The sequence below is a fragment of the Acinetobacter sp. 1124_18A genome (genome assembly GCF_052824995.1).
Map to the genome: position 1 here is coordinate 107,534 of NZ_VTDF01000005.1, position 19,402 is coordinate 126,935.

Annotated in this window: 15 protein-coding genes; 10 read left to right on the forward strand and 5 right to left on the reverse strand. The window is 38.6% G+C overall.

Going from position 1 to position 19,402, the window contains the following annotated elements; all coding sequences use genetic code 11:
• The first annotated feature begins 135 nt into the window (after positions 1-135).
• The 4 genes from FY048_RS11840 to FY048_RS11855 all read left to right on the forward strand — a co-directional run bounded on the left by FY048_RS11840 (position 136) and on the right by FY048_RS11855 (position 4,021).
• A complete protein-coding gene (locus FY048_RS11840; protein WP_446091261.1) occupies positions 136-1,302 on the forward strand; it encodes an ATP phosphoribosyltransferase regulatory subunit in 1,167 nt (388 codons plus the stop codon).
• 62 nt (positions 1,303-1,364) lie between these two features.
• Complete coding sequence (locus FY048_RS11845; RefSeq protein WP_016138789.1) at positions 1,365-2,684, forward strand: adenylosuccinate synthase; 1,320 nt, start codon at positions 1,365-1,367, stop codon at positions 2,682-2,684.
• A 121-nt stretch (positions 2,685-2,805) separates the two neighbouring features.
• Positions 2,806-3,123 (forward strand): hypothetical protein, encoded by a 318-nt coding sequence (locus FY048_RS11850; protein ID WP_446091262.1) that lies wholly within the window; start codon positions 2,806-2,808, stop codon positions 3,121-3,123.
• Between the two features lie 115 nt (positions 3,124-3,238).
• A complete protein-coding gene (locus FY048_RS11855) occupies positions 3,239-4,021 on the forward strand; it encodes a M48 family metallopeptidase (protein WP_446091263.1) in 783 nt (260 codons plus the stop codon).
• Between the two features lie 54 nt (positions 4,022-4,075).
• Here FY048_RS11855 and FY048_RS11860 read toward each other — a convergent pair whose 3' ends face one another.
• Together FY048_RS11860 and crp are read right to left on the reverse strand one after the other, a co-directional pair.
• Positions 4,076-5,125 (reverse strand): NADP(H)-dependent aldo-keto reductase, encoded by a 1,050-nt coding sequence (locus FY048_RS11860; RefSeq protein ID WP_446091264.1) that lies wholly within the window; start codon positions 5,123-5,125, stop codon positions 4,076-4,078.
• A 159-nt stretch (positions 5,126-5,284) separates the two neighbouring features.
• On the reverse strand, positions 5,285-5,992 hold the full coding sequence (gene crp, locus FY048_RS11865) for a cAMP-activated global transcriptional regulator CRP (protein ID WP_446091265.1): 708 nt from the start codon (positions 5,990-5,992) through the stop codon (positions 5,285-5,287).
• 442 nt (positions 5,993-6,434) lie between these two features.
• Here crp and FY048_RS11870 point away from each other — a divergent pair, with 442 nt between their 5' ends.
• Both FY048_RS11870 and FY048_RS11875 read left to right on the forward strand, forming a co-directional pair.
• A complete protein-coding gene (locus FY048_RS11870) occupies positions 6,435-6,857 on the forward strand; it encodes an OsmC family protein (RefSeq protein ID WP_446091266.1) in 423 nt (140 codons plus the stop codon).
• 92 nt (positions 6,858-6,949) lie between these two features.
• Positions 6,950-7,375: a GNAT family N-acetyltransferase gene (locus FY048_RS11875; RefSeq protein ID WP_446091267.1), complete on the forward strand. Its 426-nt coding sequence runs from the start codon at positions 6,950-6,952 to the stop codon at positions 7,373-7,375.
• Here FY048_RS11875 and FY048_RS11880 read toward each other — a convergent pair.
• On the reverse strand, positions 7,372-8,181 hold the full coding sequence (locus FY048_RS11880) for a peptidoglycan DD-metalloendopeptidase family protein (RefSeq protein WP_446091268.1): 810 nt from the start codon (positions 8,179-8,181) through the stop codon (positions 7,372-7,374). The two genes, FY048_RS11875 and FY048_RS11880, sit on opposite strands and share 4 nt — an antisense overlap.
• A 338-nt stretch (positions 8,182-8,519) precedes the next feature.
• Here FY048_RS11880 and FY048_RS11885 point away from each other — a divergent pair, with 338 nt between their 5' ends.
• The gene (locus FY048_RS11885; protein ID WP_446091269.1) at positions 8,520-12,428 is read left to right on the forward strand and encodes a Dyp-type peroxidase; all 3,909 of its coding nucleotides are present in this window, start codon (positions 8,520-8,522) and stop codon (positions 12,426-12,428) included.
• 324 nt (positions 12,429-12,752) lie between these two features.
• Positions 12,753-15,332: an ATP-dependent chaperone ClpB gene (clpB, locus tag FY048_RS11890; protein WP_446091270.1), complete on the forward strand. Its 2,580-nt coding sequence runs from the start codon at positions 12,753-12,755 to the stop codon at positions 15,330-15,332.
• Between the two features lie 50 nt (positions 15,333-15,382).
• On the opposite strand, the gene FY048_RS11895 is transcribed toward clpB, so the two are convergent.
• Positions 15,383-15,877: a CinA family protein gene (locus FY048_RS11895; protein ID WP_446091271.1), complete on the reverse strand. Its 495-nt coding sequence runs from the start codon at positions 15,875-15,877 to the stop codon at positions 15,383-15,385.
• Between the two features lie 267 nt (positions 15,878-16,144).
• Here FY048_RS11895 and FY048_RS11900 point away from each other — a divergent pair, with 267 nt between their 5' ends.
• A complete protein-coding gene (locus tag FY048_RS11900; RefSeq protein WP_446091272.1) occupies positions 16,145-16,561 on the forward strand; it encodes a hypothetical protein in 417 nt (138 codons plus the stop codon).
• An 18-nt stretch (positions 16,562-16,579) separates the two neighbouring features.
• Here the strand turns inward: FY048_RS11900 and rlmKL are convergent, their stop codons facing one another.
• On the reverse strand, positions 16,580-18,790 hold the full coding sequence (rlmKL, locus tag FY048_RS11905) for a bifunctional 23S rRNA (guanine(2069)-N(7))-methyltransferase RlmK/23S rRNA (guanine(2445)-N(2))-methyltransferase RlmL (RefSeq protein WP_446091273.1): 2,211 nt from the start codon (positions 18,788-18,790) through the stop codon (positions 16,580-16,582).
• A gap of 239 nt (positions 18,791-19,029) precedes the next feature.
• On the opposite strand from rlmKL, the gene FY048_RS11910 reads away from it, so the two are divergent.
• A complete protein-coding gene (locus tag FY048_RS11910) occupies positions 19,030-19,374 on the forward strand; it encodes a hypothetical protein (RefSeq protein WP_446091274.1) in 345 nt (114 codons plus the stop codon).
• Positions 19,375-19,402: the final 28 nt, after the last annotated feature.

Genomic DNA, 19,402 nt, shown 5'->3' on the forward strand with positions numbered 1-19,402 from the left:
AGTTTATTAAGAAAGATTTATGCAAATTGTCAGGTGCATGGCAGAAAGTATCATGCTACACTAAGAGAAATCGGGTGTGTTCCCGATTTTTTTATGTGGGGTCGTTCCACGTTGATCAGATTTTAGGCTTGAAATATGACCATTTCAGAGACATGGTTGCTGCCTGACGGGGTAGCAGATGTATTGCCGGAACAGGCACAAGTCATTGAAAAACTTCGCCGTGAAGCTTTAGATTTCCTCGCGGTGCGAGGTTATCAATTGGTATATACACCATTTATCGAATACATCGAATCGTTGTCTTCATTATCAGAATCAAATCAAGACTTAGATTTAGTAACTTTTAAGGTTATTGATCAGCTCTCAGGCCGTTTACTCGGTGTTCGTGCTGATATGACGCCACAAGTTGCTCGTATCGATGCACATGTAAGACCAGTTGAAGGCATTGCACGTTACTGTTATTCAGGGACTGTATTACATACTAAACCACAAAATTTCAATGCCACACGTGCACCTTTGCAATTAGGTGCAGAGTTATATGGCCACGATAGCATCGAAGCTGATGTTGAAATGGTCGATGTCATGCTGGGATTGATTGAGAACATCTATACTTTACAAGGCGCTCATTTAGATTTGGGCCATGTAGGGTTGTTTCGTAGTCTAGTAAAGTATGCTGGACTGTCAAAAAATGAAGAACATGAACTGTCTGATCTTTATCAAAGAAAAGCGTTACCAGAGTTAGCAGAATTCACTCAAAACCTAAATATGGGTTCTGATTTCTATGCGCTTGGCCGTTATTCTAGCGATCTAGAAGCATTACAGACAAATTTAAGTGCCAATATCTTGCAAGATGCGGAGTTCAAGTTAGCATTAGATGCACTTAAAACAACGCTTGCGCAAATTAAAGGTCGTTGGCCAAATCTCAATATCGGTATTGATGTTGTAGAGCTACGTAGTTATCACTATCACACTGGCTTAATGTATGCGGTCTATGCACCAAACCGTGCTGCGCCGTTAGCACAGGGTGGCCGTTACGATGGTATTGGTGAGCACTTTGGTCGCGCACGTCCTGCTACTGGCTTCAGTTGTGATTTATATGCCTTGGGTGCAAATCAGTTCGCAGAGATCGAAACTGTTGTTGCTCCAAAAGGCTCAGAACAGGATTTACTCAAAGCAATTTCGAATGCACGTGCTCAAGGTTTACGAGTCGTTCAATTGTTAGGTAATGATGATTTAAGTTCTATTCCATACGCGACCCATCAACTCGTGTCGCAAAATGGTCAATGGAATATTGAAAAGATTTAAATGCCAACGGTAATTTTTACTGGTGGTTTCCAATTTTAACAGCATGATGTAATGAGGCTATTATGGGCAAAAATGTTGTGGTACTTGGTACCCAATGGGGCGACGAAGGTAAAGGTAAGATCGTCGACCTGCTCACAGATCAGGCGGCTGCGGTAGTACGTTATCAAGGCGGACATAACGCAGGTCATACTCTTGTCGTAGGTGGTAAAAAAACTGTATTGCACCTCATTCCATCAGGTATTTTACGTGAAAACGTATTGTGCTTAATTGGTAATGGTGTAGTACTTTCACCAGCCGCGTTAATTGAAGAAATGGGAATTTTGGAAGCGGAAGGTGTTCCTGTTAAAGAACGTCTACGTATTTCTCCAAACTGTCCACTCATTTTGCCTAACCACATTGCACTTGATCAGGCACGTGAAAAGAAACGTGGTAATGCTAAAATCGGTACTACAGGTCGTGGTATTGGTCCTGCTTACGAAGATAAAGTAGCTCGCCGTGCAGTGCGTGTTGCTGACCTTGTTCGTGGTGGTGCAGCATTAGAAGAAAAACTTCAAGAAATGCTTGAGTTACATAACTTCCAATTAACTCAGTTCTACGGTGTAGAAGCTGTTAAATTTGAAGATGTATTGGCTCTTTGCAACCAATGGCGTGAAGTTCTTGCTCCATTAGTAGTTGATGTTACTAAAGTGTTGCATGACTATCGCAAAGAAGGTAAGGCTGTAATGTTTGAAGGAGCTCAAGGCTCACTTCTAGATATTGACCACGGTACTTATCCATATGTTACAAGTTCAAATACAACTGCTGGTGGCGTAAGCTCTGGTTCAGGTATGGGACCTTTACATCTTGATTACGTATTAGGTATTACCAAAGCTTATACAACACGTGTAGGTGCTGGTCCATTCCCAACTGAATTAGTTTACGATGCAGCAGCTGATGCTGGTGATCCAGTGGGTAAACACCTTGGTACAGTTGGTCATGAATTTGGTGCTTCTACTGGTCGTCAACGTCGTTGTGGTTGGTTTGATGCTGAAATCCTTCGCCGTTCTGTAGATGTAAACTCACTTTCTGGTATTTGCTTAACTAAACTAGACGTTTTAGATGGTTTAGAAGAAGTGAAAATCTGTGTGGGCTATGAAAATACAGATTCGGGCTGTGTAGGTTCTTCTGATGCGGTTTCTTTTGAATGCTTGAAACCAATTTATGAAACTATGCCAGGTTGGAGCGAGTCGACTGTGGGTTTAACTAGCATCGAACAATTACCAGCAAATGCTTTGGCTTATGTGAAGCGTATTGAACAATTAATCGAATGTCCGATTGACATCGTTTCAACTGGTCCAGACCGCGCAGAAACAATTGTTTTACGTCATCCATTCTCTGCTTAATTAGCAAAGATTAAAAAGGCCTCCTGAAAGGGGGCTTTTTTATACCCGACTAAAGTGCAGTTTTTGTTTTATTCGATTCAGATTAAAACGTTAGATATAGATAAGGAATGATGGGCTCAGGATGAAGCTGCAACCAACTATTTCAAAAACAATTTTTTATTCTTTTTTATTTGCTATTGGTGGTTCTCCAACATTAGCGATGTTGGTCATTTATGGTCAGACATACCATGAAGATTTCTTTATGACTGCTTTTATGAGCTTGTCAGTATTATTCGCTTGTGTGTTAATTCCTGTGGTGTTCATACAAAATAGTTATTTACTCTGGAAAAGAGAAAGTCCTAATCTTGAAGAGAAAGTTAAGGTATTAAGTCATCTCTATCTTGGCTTAAATATAATATGTTTGATTTTCTGGATTTATTTGATGACTTTATCGACTTGATCGTTACATAAATACTATGATCATGGAGAAATGAGACATTCAAAGAGTAAGCTGGATTTCTTATAATAAGTGCAAAAGAATAAACAGCTTTTTATCGATTTAGGTGATCCATGTTATGAATAAAAAACTCTTTTTAAGCTTGTGTGCAGCAAGTGTGATGACCATTTCTGGCTGTGCAACAGTAGCAGACATGGCGGGTGCAGATACTGCAACCTTAAATGCTCAATCTGCTCAAGGTTTTAGTAAAATGGTGCAGGAAGCGCGTGGTAAAGGAACTTTGGATACAAGTTCAAGTACCTATAACCGTATTAATGCTGTTTTTAACCGTTTAAAACCGTATGCAAACCAGATGAACCAGACTGGTCAGCCTTTTAGTTGGCAGTTGGCAGTACTGAAATCAGACACCATTAATGCTTATGTAGCACCAGGTGGTAAAGTAGTGTTCTACACAGGCATTGTAAATAAATTGAACCTGACAGATGCTGAAATTGCAGCTGTTATGGGGCATGAAATGACTCACGCCTTGGAAGAGCACGCAAAAAGTAAAATCGGTGCTCAGGCTCTAACTGATTTAGCATTAAATATTGGCTTAAGTCAGATTAATGGTGGTAATGTGGGTCAACTAGGGTCGGCTGCGGCTCAGTTAGGTTCACAAGTGGGTGTAGGCTTACCATATTCGCGTAGCTTGGAAAGTCGTGCGGACCAAGGCGGCTTAATGCTAATGGCACGTGCAGGTTATAATCCAAATGCAGCGATTACATTGTGGGAAAAAATGAATAAGCTTGAAGGTGGCGGTGGTTCATCATTCTTGTCTACTCACCCATCTAACTCTCAGCGTATTGGTGATATGCGTAAAAACTTGCCTGCGGCAATGGCTGTTTATAATGGCCGTAAATAAGATATAAATTTTTTATAGATAAAGAAAACGGATGCCTAAGCATCCGTTTTTTATTTAAGGGGCAGGGTTGGGCTGTTGGATTTGAATGGCTTCAATGCCTTGTAAGACTTCAGCAGGCAGTTCAATTTCAAATGCCTGAATATTTTCTTTAAGTTGGTCTAGATTAGTCGCACCAATAATTGTGCTGGTCACAAAAAATTGTTGTTTGATAAATGCTAAAGCCATTTGAGTTAAGCTTAGCCCATGTTTCTCAGCTAGCTGTGCATATTGTTCAGTTGCCCACTCGCTTTGAGGGTTACTGTAGCGGCTAAAACGTGGAAATAATGTGACACGAGCATTAGCGGGACGAGCACCATTTCTAAACTTGCCAGATAGATAGCCAAACGCAAGAGGAGAGTAGGCAAGTAAGCCAACATCTTCATATTTAGCAATTTCAGACATACCTATTTCATAAGTACGGTTGAGTAGACTGTATGGGTTTTGAACACTTACAAATTTACTGACACCTAACTTTTCAGCCAAATGTAAAAACTTCATAGTGCCCCACGGCGTTTCATTTGATAAACCAATATAACGAATGCGTCCTCGGTTAATCTCTTCTTGTAGAGCAAGTAATGTTTCTTCTAGAGGGGTTGTATCATAATCATTTTGAGCTTGCTGGTTACCATAAGCTAGCGTACCAAAGAAGTTGGTATGACGTTCAGGCCAATGCAGTTGATAAAGGTCGATATAGTCAGTTTGAAGGCGTTTTAGGGAGCCATCTAGGGCTTTAGCAATATGATCGCTGTTAAAGCGCGTATGGCCTTCTCTGATGTGTGTTCCCCCAAAGCCGGGTCCGGCAATTTTAGAGGCAAGGAAGACTTTGTCACGTTGACCATTTTGGGCAAACCAATTGCCAATAATGGTTTCAGTTGCACCATAAGTTTCAGGTTTTGGCGGAACTGAATACATCTCTGCCGTATCCCAAAAATATAAACCGTGTGCCAAAGCATAATTGAGTTGTTCAAATGCTTCTTGTTGGGAGTTTTGCTCACCAAATGTCATGGTGCCTAAACAAATTTCTGGAAGCTTGAGGCCTGTGCGACTAAGTGGGTTAAATTGCATACAGCGGAATCCTTGGAAATTTTGAGTTAGCCTAACGGAGAATATGTATTCAACTTAAATCATAAAATTAGAATAGTTTGTAAGTTTTGTGTATTAACTCATTGTTGCATATAAAAAAAGCAAACCGAAGTTTGCTTTTTATTAAAAATTTAAAAAATATTATTCTTCATCATCATAGTCTTCATCAGGAGCAGGCGCTTCATCTAATGAAACATCAAAAATAAGAATAGCTTTACCATCTGTCTGGATCATGCCTTGATCTTCTAAGGTTTTGAGTACACGGCCAACCATCTCACGTGAACATCCCACAATCCGGCCAATTTCTTGACGAGTAATGCGAATTTGACGACCATTTGGCAAAATCATTGCTTCTGGTTGTGAAGATAAGTCGATTAAACAACGTGCAATACGCCCAGACACATCAATAAATGCAAGATCTGTCATTTTACGAGTCGTATTTTTTAGACGACGAACAAGTTGTGCAAAAACAGCATAGCTTAAGTCTGGATATTGTTTGCTAAGTTCGTGGAAGTTTTCATAAGAAATTTCTGCAATTTCACAGACATCACGAGTACGAACTTCAGCTGTACGTTGAGGGTTCGGTTCGAAAAGCCCCATTTCCCCAAAGAAATCGCCCGGATTCAAATATGCAACAACAATTTCACGTTCATCATCTTCACGTAAAATAATTGAAACTGAGCCTTTTAAAATTAAATATAAAGATTTCGACTCTGTTCCGGCATCAACAATTGTGGTTCGTTTTGGATATCTGTTGATGTGAGCACGTTTTAACAATGCTTTAACGGATTCAGGTAGTTGCCCCGGAGATAAAGCATCTGTGCTGAGTTGTGAAAAATTTGAAGTCATGCTTAATATGTTCCGAATAGGGTAAACAATTCACACAAGCCCGAGATGAGCTATTATTACACAGAAGAGATGAAATTCCTTATCAACTCATTTTATGTTAGTGTACAAAACAAGGGTCTGTTGACATTTCACAGATGGTTGCGACATAAGACAATTCTTTTAGACGTTACCAAGCAAGAGCTATGAAATTTAACCATTCTAAATAAATAGATCTTAACAACGGAACGTACAAAATAACATGGTCTTGCGCTGTGCCTGCGCTGCTTAAATGGCAACTCAGATTATGGCTGAAATTTCACAAACTATGTAACAAAACTGGACAAAGGATCGCCATTGTCAGGGTTTTGCGTGTTATTTGGATTAATTTTTAGCTCTAACGCAATCCATAGATGAAATGTCAACAGACCCTGCTTAAATTTATAATTTTTTTTAGGTAGTTGCAATGCAAACAAGTGTACATTGGCTAGAGAATGTTGCTTTTGAAGCGAAATCAGATAGTGGGCATAGTGTCATCATGGACGGCTCACCTGAGTATGGTGGTGAAAACCGTGGTCCACGTCCTATGGAGTTGCTATTAATGGGACTTGGTGGGTGTGCTTCGTTTGATATTGTGACCATTTTAAAGAAATCACGCCAAGATGTGACGAATGTTGTATGTAATTTAAAAGCTGAGCGTGCTGACACAATTCCAGCTGTTTTTACTAAAATCCACTTACACTTTGTGGTAACAGGTAAAGCTGTGAAAGAAAAACAGGTTGCAAAAGCAGTTGAATTATCTGCCGAAAAATATTGTTCAGCGAGTAAAATGCTTTCCGATGGTGGTGTAGAAATTACCCATGACTTCAAAATTATTGAAGCGGAATAAGCCACTTTTTTGTTAGATAGAAAGAAGAAGCTGACATTAGAGTTGGCTTTTTTATTGTCAAAAATAATTAAAAAATAAGAGAGGGAATAAAAGTGAATATTCGTGCTGCTAAATTGGAAGATAGTCAGGCCATATGCGATTTACTTAAACAGATGGGCTATCCACAGCCACTCACTCTTATCCAAGAAAAATTTGAAATACTAAATAATGACTCTAACTCACAAGTTTTGGTTGCTGAAGAAGGGCATCAAATTTGTGGCTTTTTATCTCTCTATTTTATTCCGCAAATTGCTTTGCAAGGCGACTTTGCCAAAGTTTGTTATTTGTGTATTGATGAGAATATACGAAGTAGAGGTGTTGGTCGCCTGCTTTTAAAAAATGCTGAGCAATTGGCAAGGCAACGGGGATGTGATCGAATGGAACTACATTCAGGTGAGCAGCGAACATTGGCGCACCAGTTTTACTTACGAGAAGGTTATGTGGATGCGCCAAAATATTTTCGTAAAGCTTTAAATTAACGAGCTGTATTTAGAAAAAGCTGAGGATCTACCCGAGCATTATTAAGGCTCATACCCCAATGCAGGTGAGGGCCTGTCACACGTCCAGTTTTGCCTACCAAACCTAAAGTTTCTCCTTGGTGGATATGTTGGCCTTTCTCTACTTTAATTGCGCTTAAATGGCAGAACATGCTGACTAGGCCTTGGCCATGATCAATCAACACGGTTTGACCATTAAAAAAATAAGATCCGGTTTGGATAACAACACCATCTGCGGGTGCAACGACTTTTTGTCCTACTGGTGCAGGAATATCTAAACCTGAGTGGGGCGCGCGTTCTTCACCATTAAAGAAACGTTTTCTCCCAAAAGAGTTAGTAAACTTCCCTGAAGTTGGGCGTATAAATGCTGGTAGGGTTTGCCATGAACTCTTTGTAAATGAGCTATACACATCATTTTGTTCTTTAGCTTCTTGAGCGTAGCGGTCTAACTGGCTTTGGTTAGGGTTCACATAATCTTGGTTAGTGACTTTAATCCGTTGCTCCACATAGGGATAGGACTTAACTTCTATTTGAATAGGTGCTTTATTCGTGTCGAGCTGAACACTGCCGAGTGGAATAGATAACGGAATACCCACGACAGCATAACGCTGCTGACCTTCCTTGCTAATTAAAACTGGCTTTTGTTGAAAGGTAACCTGAGTAATATCGCTAGTTAGGAGAATAACTGCAATCCCACCAGCTCTTCTGGAGTCTTGTGGAAGCTCGGCAAAGCAATAAAAAGGTATGGATGTAAAAAGTAAAGTGGAGATGAGCTTTTTTATAAACATGGCAACCTTAATTTTTATTCAAAGAATAATGAAGATTATATCAATAAGTTTTAATTAAAAGTTATTTTAATTCTTTAATGAAATAGTTTTATTTGTTATTTTATTTTAATAGTTGATTATTGTAGTCACATATTTCTCTTTATTTTATTGGGTTTGCTTATTTCTTGTTTTAATTTTTCTAAATTTTATTTGAGATTTATTTTAGGTGCTAATTCCTACTATTTTGTTTGGATTTAAAATCTATTGTTATTTTAGTTTTATTATGAATAATGATTTTATAATTAAATTTATAATCATAACTTTAATTATTATATAAAAATTTTAAAGGACTTAATATAATGTTAAATATATCTTATGAAAATCGTTTTACTGAAATATGGAAATACATGCAACGAGGGTTGGTTTATCCAGCCCCCCATGCAATTTTTAGTACGGTTTGGCTTAATACAGAAATTACACGTGAAAAAATTCGTCAGTTAATGATCGCTGTGCGTCAAGAGATTAATAAAAATCCTGCACTTTCCAGTAAAAATACGACGTTGGCTATCGGTGTATCTTTTGATAATTGGGATCTGATTTGTAAAAAAGATAATTTGTCACGACCAAAAGGAATGCAATTACATTATCCAGAAGAAAAAAATCCAAATGTCTCAGAAGTTTTCTCTGAGTCTAATGGGAGTTTTAAAAATTCAGATGGTGACATTTGGTTGCATGTGAAAAGTGATGATGCTGATGCTTGTACAGTATTACAGAAATATATTGAGCATTTTTTAGTTTCAGATATCAAGGAAATATTTAGTCAAGTTACTGCTTCACAATCTAAAACCGGTCGTAATGGTAAGGTTTTAGGATGTCGTTTTTCTGAAAATTTAAATAACCCATCTGATCCTATTTCACTCGCAAAACATACTTTGATTGGTGCAGAAGATATTGAGCACTTTGGTGGATCATATGTTTTATCCCAACGGTTTCTGATTAACTGGGACCAGATAAATATGATGTCAGAAGATCAGATTGAAGATTTGATTGGACGTAAAACTGACGACACGATTATTCCAGACCGTGATAGCCGTTCGCACATTAAAGCGTCTCGTGTGCAAGATGAAAATGGAAATACTACACCTGTTCTGCGTCTAGGTTTACCGTTCGGCCGTGCTGAGTCAAACTCAAGTTTTAGAGTGCCAAAATCGGTCACTAAAGCAGATGAAGCCGGAATTTATTTTGCTGGTTTTGCAAAAACTGCTGCCATTTTAGAAGAAGTAATGGCAAGTCAGGTTGGAGCAATAGAAGGTTTCATGAATGACAGATTATTCAATAATCTTCACTCAGACTTAGGCGGTATATTTTATGTTCCAAGTTTAAAAGATTTAGAATTAGATGATGCTCCAGAATATTTAAATGATTTTAGTCGACTAGATAATGATAACTGGAATTTTTTCCCAGGGATGGATTGGACTCGATTTGATCGCCATTATACGAACAGTTCTGATAATGGTTTGATGTATTACAACCACAGTAATTATCTTTTTAATATGGCGACAGGTCTAAATCCTCATAGTGAATTTTTTAAACCACCATCAAACCGTATTTTAAGTCTACTTGAAAATACATTTTCTTTATGGCAAGACAACTGGTATTTCAATCGAAAACAAGAAGAAATTGAGCAAGGGGTAGATTATTACATTGATGAGTTTGAGATCAGTGATAAACCTGAAAATATTATGGGTTTATCAATTATGTTACGTAAAGGCTGGGCTATTCGATTAAGTCTGCAATTGTTCTCATCAGAAAATTATGGTTTCCGTGGGCGGAAAATATTATTAAAAAATGGTGAAATGATTCCATATTCGAGTGGACGAGAATGCGAAGGTAAGGTCATTTATGGATCGGACACTTATCGCATCATGCCAGATGAAATTATTGTAGGAGCTATGCCGAATTTGACCTTGGGTGAAGGTCGCTATGTAATGAAGTATTTATCTGAGGAAGAGCGTCTTCAGGGTTTTTTGCGTAACTTAAGTGAAGCATCGGGTGTAGGGCATGTTATTCCGAATTATAAAAAAGCATTAGATTTAGGTTTGGCTGGTCTACAACAAGAAATTGCTAAACATGCAAATAATGCACAGACTCAAGAAAAGAAAGATTTTTATGAAGCTTCTGCATTGGCACTGACTGGTATTTCTGAATATTTCTTAAACTACTCAAAACTTGCATTTAAAATTGCAGCCCAGATGCAAGAAGGGCAGCAATTCGAAAAAGAGAACTTAACTGCTATTGGTCGACGAATGGAAAAGTTGTCGAAAGATAAACCGGACACATTTATTGAAGCAGTTCAATTTATTTTCACACTGCATAGTTGTTTGCATTTAAATGGTGAGCCAACAGCATTTGGACGTATGGATCAGCTGTTGCAACCTTTCCTTGAAAAAGATGCGATTCCGCCTGAAGAAGCCCAAGAAATTATCGATGCCTTCTATATTAAGCTAGACGAAAAAGTACAACAAAACCGTATGTTTATGGAAGACCATCAGCCTTTTGGTAATCTTGCGATGGGTGGCAGTTCAGGCCCTTATCCTCAAGGTGCATCTTTAGGACAATGGATTCAACAGATTACAGTTGGTGGTACAGTCGCGGATGGTGAAGAAGACTTTTCTAAAACTGAACCTGCTTACAATGATGTGACACGATTATTCATTCGTGCATCAGGCCGTTTACCGTTAAATGCACCGTGTTTGTCTCTACGCACTCGCAAAGATATTCCGGAAGAGATTTTAGAAGAAGCTGCACATGCGATTTTATCTGGTGGCGCTCACCCGATTTTATTAAATGATGAAAAGCTTATTCCTAGTCTTCATCAGAGTGGAAATGGTGTAGGAGGAGATACACTCACTAATTTGCCAACTTGGAACTCTAAAGTCGATATTCGTTCAGCACAAAATTACGCTTGTGATGGTTGTTATGAACCACAATTTCCAGGTGAAAACTGGTTTTCTTTAGGTGGGTTCTCGACATTACAGCCGTTGGAATGTGCATTAAATCAAGGTAGAACAATTTCAAGTGCTGGGCAAAGCTATCTGTTTGGACAAACTGTTTCATTAAATAGCAGACCTGCTGATCAGATTGATAGTTTTGAAGAACTGTTAGAGCTCTATGAGCAACATTTTGAATTACTCAATCGCAAAGCTTTCAATGGTCAAATTCTAGGTTATGGCGCCAATACAGATATTTGCCCATCTCCAATTTTAAATGTATTGATGGATGACTGTTTGGCTAAAGGACAGGATTTTTATAGTGGTGGGGCTAAATATAATATTTATGGACCGTGCTATATCTCGCTGAGTAATACCATCAATTCACTATATGCCATTAAGGCAATGGTATTTGATCCATTAACCGCAGTTACTACATTGCCTGAGTTGTTAGAATGCTTGTGTTGTGACTGGGGATATAAAATGACCGAGCCATTTATTAGTAATTTAGCTGGTCACGCTCGTATTGCTGCACAAGCTGATCGTTATAAGCGCTTACGTGAGATTGCTTTGGCACAACCACGTTATGGGCGAGGGAATTCTGAAGTCGATAAATTAGGCGATGAGATTGTTCAAATGATTGCTGAAATATCCGTTAAAACATTTACCAATCCATGGCCCCAATTTGCACAAAGCCTTAAAAGTTTGGCTGAGCGTTATGGTTCAGAGGAGCATCCTTTTGGTATTCAAATTCAACCTGGCGTAGGAACTTTTGAAAATCATGTAGAGATGGGGGCGTGGAATGGGGCAAGTGCTGATGGTCGCCGTCTCGGTACAACTGTCGCATCTGATTTAAGTCCGTCACCAAGTCCGGCAGATTTAGCAATTGATCATCAAACAGTTGAATTCAGCCGCGCTTTACAAGGTTTTAAGGGGATGGGAACAGACTTAATGGCTGATGGAGCACCTACAGATTTTAATATTGGTGAAGACTTTGGCGTTAAAGAACTCGTAGCTATTTTAAAGCAATTTAGCCAAGGCGGATCATCCAATATTTTAACAATAACGGTCGCTGACCCAGAAACATTTGCTCAAGCTGTGACATCACCTGAGCAATATAATCTGTTGCGAGTACGTACTGGCGGTTGGTCAAACTTCTTTACATCTGTATTCCCTATCATTCAGGATCAACATCAGCGTCGTCCAATCTCTACGCCAGATCTTCCAGTAGAAAAAACAGAGCAAGCTAAATGCCCGTTCCACCAATGGCATAATTGATTAACTGTTTTGTAAGGTAGTCTTTCAAATGAAGGGCTGCCTTTAATTATTTTAAAATTTAACAGTGATAACTATTCAAAATTTCACAGCTTTAAAATTGCCATTTTTTGCAGAAATTTAGATAAAAACTTGGCCTTTTTGTTTTCTCTTAAAAATTATACAAAATATACTTGAAATAGATCATTCATAAACCCATATTATAATGGAGTTTTACTCATTGTTATTTTAATAACATTATGAAAAATATATAAAATTTTATTTGAAATCCGAAAAAAAGTTCCCATCTATTAGACAAGTACAAATTTGTTGTGAGGAATAACAAGAATGCGTTTTGAAAAATTTACAAACCGCTTGCAGCAAGCCCTTTCAGATGCTCAATCTTTAGCGATGGGTAAAGACCATACCGCGATCGCAGGTATTCATATTTTGAGTACCCTTTTAGAAGAGCCATCAAATATTAGTTTGTTGCAACAAGCAGGTGCACGGTTACCTGAACTTAAACAAAAGCTTGAGCAAGCTATAAAAGATGCTCCGACCATTGCGAATCCGACTGGGGATGTCAATTTAAACCCTGAAGCCGTTAAAGCGCTTAATCTGGCAGATCGATATGCGCAAAAAGCGGGTGATGAATTTTTGTCAACTGACTGGGTGCTATTAGGCTTAGCAGAAACAGGCGAAACTAAAAATATTTTAAGTGCTGTAGGTGTAACTCCCGACAGCCTACGCAAAGTAATTGAACATATTCGAGGTAGTGACAAAGTCATGAGTAATAATCACGAAGATCAACGTGACTCACTTAATAAATATACGATTGATTTAAATGAGCGTGCTTTAGCAGGGAAACTTGATCCTGTAATTGGACGTGATGACGAAATCCGCCGTACCATTCAAGTCTTATCACGTCGTACAAAAAACAACCCTGTACTAATCGGTGAGCCGGGTGTGGGTAAAACTGCTATTGTTGAAGGTTTAGCACAGCGTATTGTGAAGGGTGAAGTACCTGAGGGCTTAAAAAATAAACGTGTTTTATCCCTCGACTTAGGTTCATTACTTGCTGGTGCGAAGTATCGTGGTGAGTTTGAAGAACGCTTAAAAGCAGTTTTAAAAGATGTGGCAAAACACGAAGGCGAAATCATCCTGTTTATTGATGAGCTGCATACGCTTGTAGGCGCTGGTAAAGGTGATGGCGCTATGGATGCAGGTAATATGTTAAAACCTGCATTGGCTCGTGGTGAATTACGCTGTGTGGGTGCGACTACTTTAGACGAATACCGTCAATACATTGAAAAAGATGCAGCTTTAGAGCGTCGTTTCCAAAAAGTACTGGTTGATGAACCAAGTGTAGAAGATACCATTGCGATTTTACGTGGTTTAAAAGAGAAATATGCTACTCATCATGGTGTACAAATTTTAGACTCAGCGATTATTGCTGCGGCGAAAATGTCTCATCGTTATATTACAGACCGTCAATTACCAGACAAGGCAATTGATTTGATCGATGAAGCAGCTTCTCGTATCAAAATGGAGATTGACTCTAAACCCGAAGTACTTGATAAGCTTGATCGCCGTTTAATCCAGTTGAAAATGCAATTGGAAGCTGTGAAAAAAGATGAAGATGTCGGTAGTAAAGCTGAAGTCACTCATCTTGAAAAACAGATTGCTGAAGTTCAGAAAGAATACAATGATCTTGAAGAGATTTGGAAATCTGAGAAGACTCTTGTAGAAGGCACTAAACAAGCTCAAGTTGAACTTGATAAAGCGCGTATTGCTTTTGAGAAAGCTCAGCGTGAGGGTGATTTAGCTGAGGCAGCACGCTTACAGTATGGCGTAATTCCAGAGCTACAAAAACAACTGGAGCAAGATGAAGTTGCAGAAGAGAACGAAGAGCCAAAACTTATTCGTACTAAAGTGACTGAAAATGAAATTGCTGAGGTCGTTAGTGCTGCAACAGGAATTCCGGTCACTAAGATGCTGCAAGGCGAGCGTGAAAAACTACTCAATATGGAAGGTTTTTTACATGACCGAGTTGTAGGGCAAGATGAAGCTGTTGTTGCTGTATCGAATGCTGTTCGTCGTTCACGCGCAGGCTTGTCTGACCCGAATCGTCCAAGTGGTTCATTCTTGTTCTTGGGTCCAACAGGTGTCGGTAAAACAGAGTTGACCAAAGCGCTGGCTAACTTCTTGTTTGACAGTGATGATGCCATGATTCGTATCGACATGAGTGAATTCATGGAGAAACATTCGGTCAGCCGTTTGGTTGGGGCGCCTCCGGGTTATGTGGGTTATGAAGAAGGCGGTGTTTTAACCGAAGCTGTTCGCCGTAAACCATATAGTGTGGTGTTGTTTGATGAGGTTGAAAAAGCGCATCCAGATGTATTCAATATCTTGCTACAAGTGTTGGATGACGGACGTTTAACAGACTCACAGGGTCGAGTAGTAGACTTTAAAAACACGGTTATTGTGATGACATCGAACTTAGGTTCACAAGATGTACGTGAGCTAGGTGAGGGTGCAACAGACGATGACGTGCGTGCCATTGTAATGAATGCGGTAAGTCAGCATTTCCGTCCGGAATTTATTAACCGGATTGATGAGCTTGTGATTTTCCATTCACTCAAGAAAGCACAAATTCGAGGCATTGCCGATATTCAGTTGGATCGATTACGTTCACGACTTGTTGATCGTGATATGAGTTTAACTGTAGATGATACTGCCTTTGATTTATTGATTGATGCTGGTTTCGACCCTGTATATGGAGCGCGCCCATTGAAACGTGCGATTCAACAACAGATTGAAAACACATTAGCTCAAAAAATCTTGTCAGGTGATTTTGTCGCAGGCGATACCATTTTGGTTAAAGGCGAAAATGGGCATTTAGTCTTCGATAAAATGAAACTCAGCTAAGCTTTTTCTGCTAAAACCGAAAAGAGAATATGGAAACATATTCTCTTTTTTTATGGTGAGGCTGTTTGTGTTGTTGATGTGAGTAAAGTAACTAATGCATCTGAAACTTTCTGAGTTAATGTTCTTAATTTTTGTTCGGGGTGGCCAGATAAAAAATAATGGTAATGATAAATACGCTCTTGATAAGAAATGCAAATGAAAAAAGTACCTACAGGCTTTTCTGGAGTTTCACTCCCTCCAGATTTTAATAGACCAGTACAACTTACAATAAGATCGGCTTGTTGAAATAACCTTCGACCCAGCTTACACATTTCTTCTGTGACTTGTGGTGACTCTGCTGTGTAAGTCTCTATTAACTTTGGATTGATATTTAAAATACTAACTTTAATGCTGGGGTCATAACTCACTAAACCGCCGAGTAAAATATCTGCCCCGCTATTTTTATGAATAGAAAATTGGCTAGTTAAATAACCAGAACTGGCACTTTCAATAAATGCGACTTTAAGTTGAAGATTTTCTAATAATTGGCAGCACTGCTGAAGCATTATTTCACCTCGTATTGTTTCTATTTATAAATAAAATCAAATACAAATAAATTATAAAATCACAGTAAGTGATTTAGGAGTGTTGTTCAAGTCTGAGATAACAATCTATAAAACGACTTGAATATTCAAAAATCTCTGTGAAAAAATTCAGGTTTTAAAATGATCAATGTTAATGGTCGGGAAGTTCATTTATAACATTGCGGCATGCTTAAAAAATTGTTAATTTTGTTCGATATAACAAACAATAACAATTTTAGGATGAATGAAATGAACAATAAACAAGGGTATATGCTGGGAGTTTTGAGCGGTGTATCTGTATTATTATCAAATACATGGGCAGCACAACCAATGTCGGAAAGTGCGCTTGCAACTCAAACAGGAGCGATAACCACGTCTTTACCCGTCATTATTGCGAAAGCTCAGGACGATGCCAAAAAACCTGCGATAGAACAACAACAAGTGCGGCAGGCGTTGGGAGATAACTATTTACAGCAAGTTCGATGGAATGCGCTTAGAACTAGCGTACTTTCGCCTTATCAAGAACAAAAACAGAATCATGTTATTGATAATAAAGAAAAGAAGAGATTAGAAATGATTGCGCTACCGGAAAGAGCAGATCGATTTACTAAATATGATTTTGAGTCAAAAAATGTTCATGGCGAGGTTATTATTACCGTGAAGTAATAATAACCTCTAGTTTCATTAATATTGATCTAGAGCAGGGTGCTGAATTTTCCATGCACGGTGGATTTTTTGGTTACGTTTAAAATCAAGGCCGATGGTTTCAGAAGTGATTTCTTCAATCTGAAAAATAGCTTCAATTTCTTCGTCCATTTCAAAACCGCGATAGTTATTCGAAAAGTAAAGTGTACCTTCACTGTGCAAACGGTTCATTGCGCGTTTAATAAGTGAAACATGGTCACGTTGTACATCGAATGTACCATAGAATTTTTTCGAGTTTGAGAATGTCGGTGGGTCAATAAAAATAAGGTCGTATTGTTCATGACCCTCTTTTAACCACTCAAAACAGTCACTGGCAAAGAACATGTGTTGTTCATCTGGGTGATCTACAGTTAAGCCATTTAAAACGAAGTTTTCTTTTGACCAGTTTAAGTAGGTATTCGACAAATCTACACTTGTTGTGCTGGCAGCACCGCCCAGCGCAGCATGTAAGCTTGCAGTAGACGTATAACTATATAAGTTCAAGAAGTGTTTGCCACGTGCTTCTTGAGCAATACGTAAACGCATTTGACGGTGATCAAGGAACAAACCTGTATCGAGATAATCAGTCAGGTTAACTAAAATTTTAGCTTTACCTTCTTGAACGATAAAACGTTTTGAAGCCGTACTTTGTTTCGTATATTGAGTTGTACCAGTTTGACGTGCACGTGTCTTAATAAAGATGGCATCGCGGTTTAAACCAGTAACAGCACGAATCGCAGCAAGCGCTAAATTAAAACGTTTTTTAGCTTTTTCTGGATCGATGGTTTTTGGTGGTGCATATTCCTGAACATGTAAACGGTCACCATATAAGTCAACAGCGACATTAAAGTCAGGTAAGTCTGCATCATACAAACGTAAGCAATAAATATTTTCTTTAGTTGCCCATTTTTTCAAGGCAATCATATTTTTTTGCAAACGATTAGCGAAATCTTGTGCTTCTTCCATTTCAATTGGTTGAGCTTGCCAATTCACTAAAAATGGTTGATTCACTTTTTCTGGTTTGATTACACCGAAACGAATATAAATTGGCAACTTACCATTCATTAAACGTAAAGTTTCAGGTGCTTCAAACGCTAAAACATCAGATTGTTCAATTTGAGCTGCAATAATTGCTGCATATTGATTTGGAAAATGTTTTTGTAAAAGTGCTGATAAACCTAAGTATAGAGAACGGTTTGAAGCTTTTTCACCTAAACGTTCACCATACGGCGGGTTAGTCACAATAAATGCAGTTTTGCCTTCAGCTGCAAAATCCGGCCAGTCAGCTAAAGTACGTTCTTCGATTTGAATCTGACCTAATACATTTTCAAAGCCTGCCGCAATAATATTTTCACGGGTTGCTTTAATTGCTTCCCAGTCTGCATCGTAGGCATAAAATTTAGGTAAAGGTAACTCAAGTGCCTTTTCGTGACGCTCTGCTGCTTCTGCTTTAATTGAAAGCCAAAGGTCGCGGTCATGACCATGCCAGCCATTAAATCCGAAACGGCGAACAAGTCCTGGTGCACGGTCAGTTAAAATCATTAATGCTTCAATGATAAATGTGCCTGAACCACACATAGGGTCAAGTATAATCTCTGGATTACGCTGTTTGAGCTTAGCTTTTTGTAAAATTGCAGCAGCAAGGTTTTCTTTAATTGGTGCATCCGTCATAAAACGACGGTAGCCACGTTTATGTAGCGAGTCACCTGATAAATCTAGACAGTAAGTATGTTCAGTTTTACCTGCCAAAGCATATATCGTAATTTCTGGTTGTTTTGTGTCAATGCTAGGACGGCGACCTACAGCTTCCATAAAGGAATCAACAACGCCATCTTTTACACGCAATGTAGCAAATTGCGAATTGACCATAATTTCACGTTCTGCATGTAAGCGGATTGCGAACGTACTTTGTGGTGCAAAAATAAGCGACCAATCAAAGCTCATTGCGCCTTCATAAAGCTCTTCTGCTACATCACGGGCATCATGCGTAAATTCAAGTTCATAAGTATGAATAGGAAGTAAAACACGAGAAGCGAGACGCGACCACATACAAATGCGGTAAGCTTCTTCAAGTGTCCCTTCAATGATTAAACGTCCTGCTTTACGTTCTGTCACTTTGGTGCCAAGTTGTTCTATTTCTTCTTGTAAGAGGGGTTCTAAACCATCAGCACAAGTAATCCAATAGTGGTTTAAACGTAAAGAGGTATTCATAAACTCGATTGACCAAAACATATAAATATTAACGATGCAAAGTTTAACGTATTTTGATGCCTAAAGGTTTTTAAATTATTGCAACCTATCATTTAGCAACCAATAAACTGATTTTTAAAGAGGAATAGCTTGAAAATGGTATGTATTTTGCTAGACCAATATTATGGATGGTTATTTATTTAACAGACATAGTCGGTTTTTAACCATTTTTATAATTTTAATGGATGGGGATGTTATAAATGAAAGACATGATGGGGAATGGTTTTATTGCTAATGCGGATGCTTTCTCAGTAACCACACAAATATATGTACGTATGCGTAGAGTGACAGGGCGAGTAATAGATGCAATGTACGTGATTCAAAATAAAGATTACGCAAAGTATGTAATTGCGCTGGCATTAGAAACAGAAGATGACGATTTAAGACGATGCGTTGAGAGATTAAAAACGTTGGTAGACACGCTACCTGAGCCTACTGAAAAAGAAAAAATTGCTCTTGTTAAAGCCGATGAAGATTCAGAAATCACCGCCGAAGAAATTTATCGGGCACAAGTTCCACACCATTATATAGGTGCATTGAGATAGTCTAGATCACGGTCTTAAATTTTCTGGT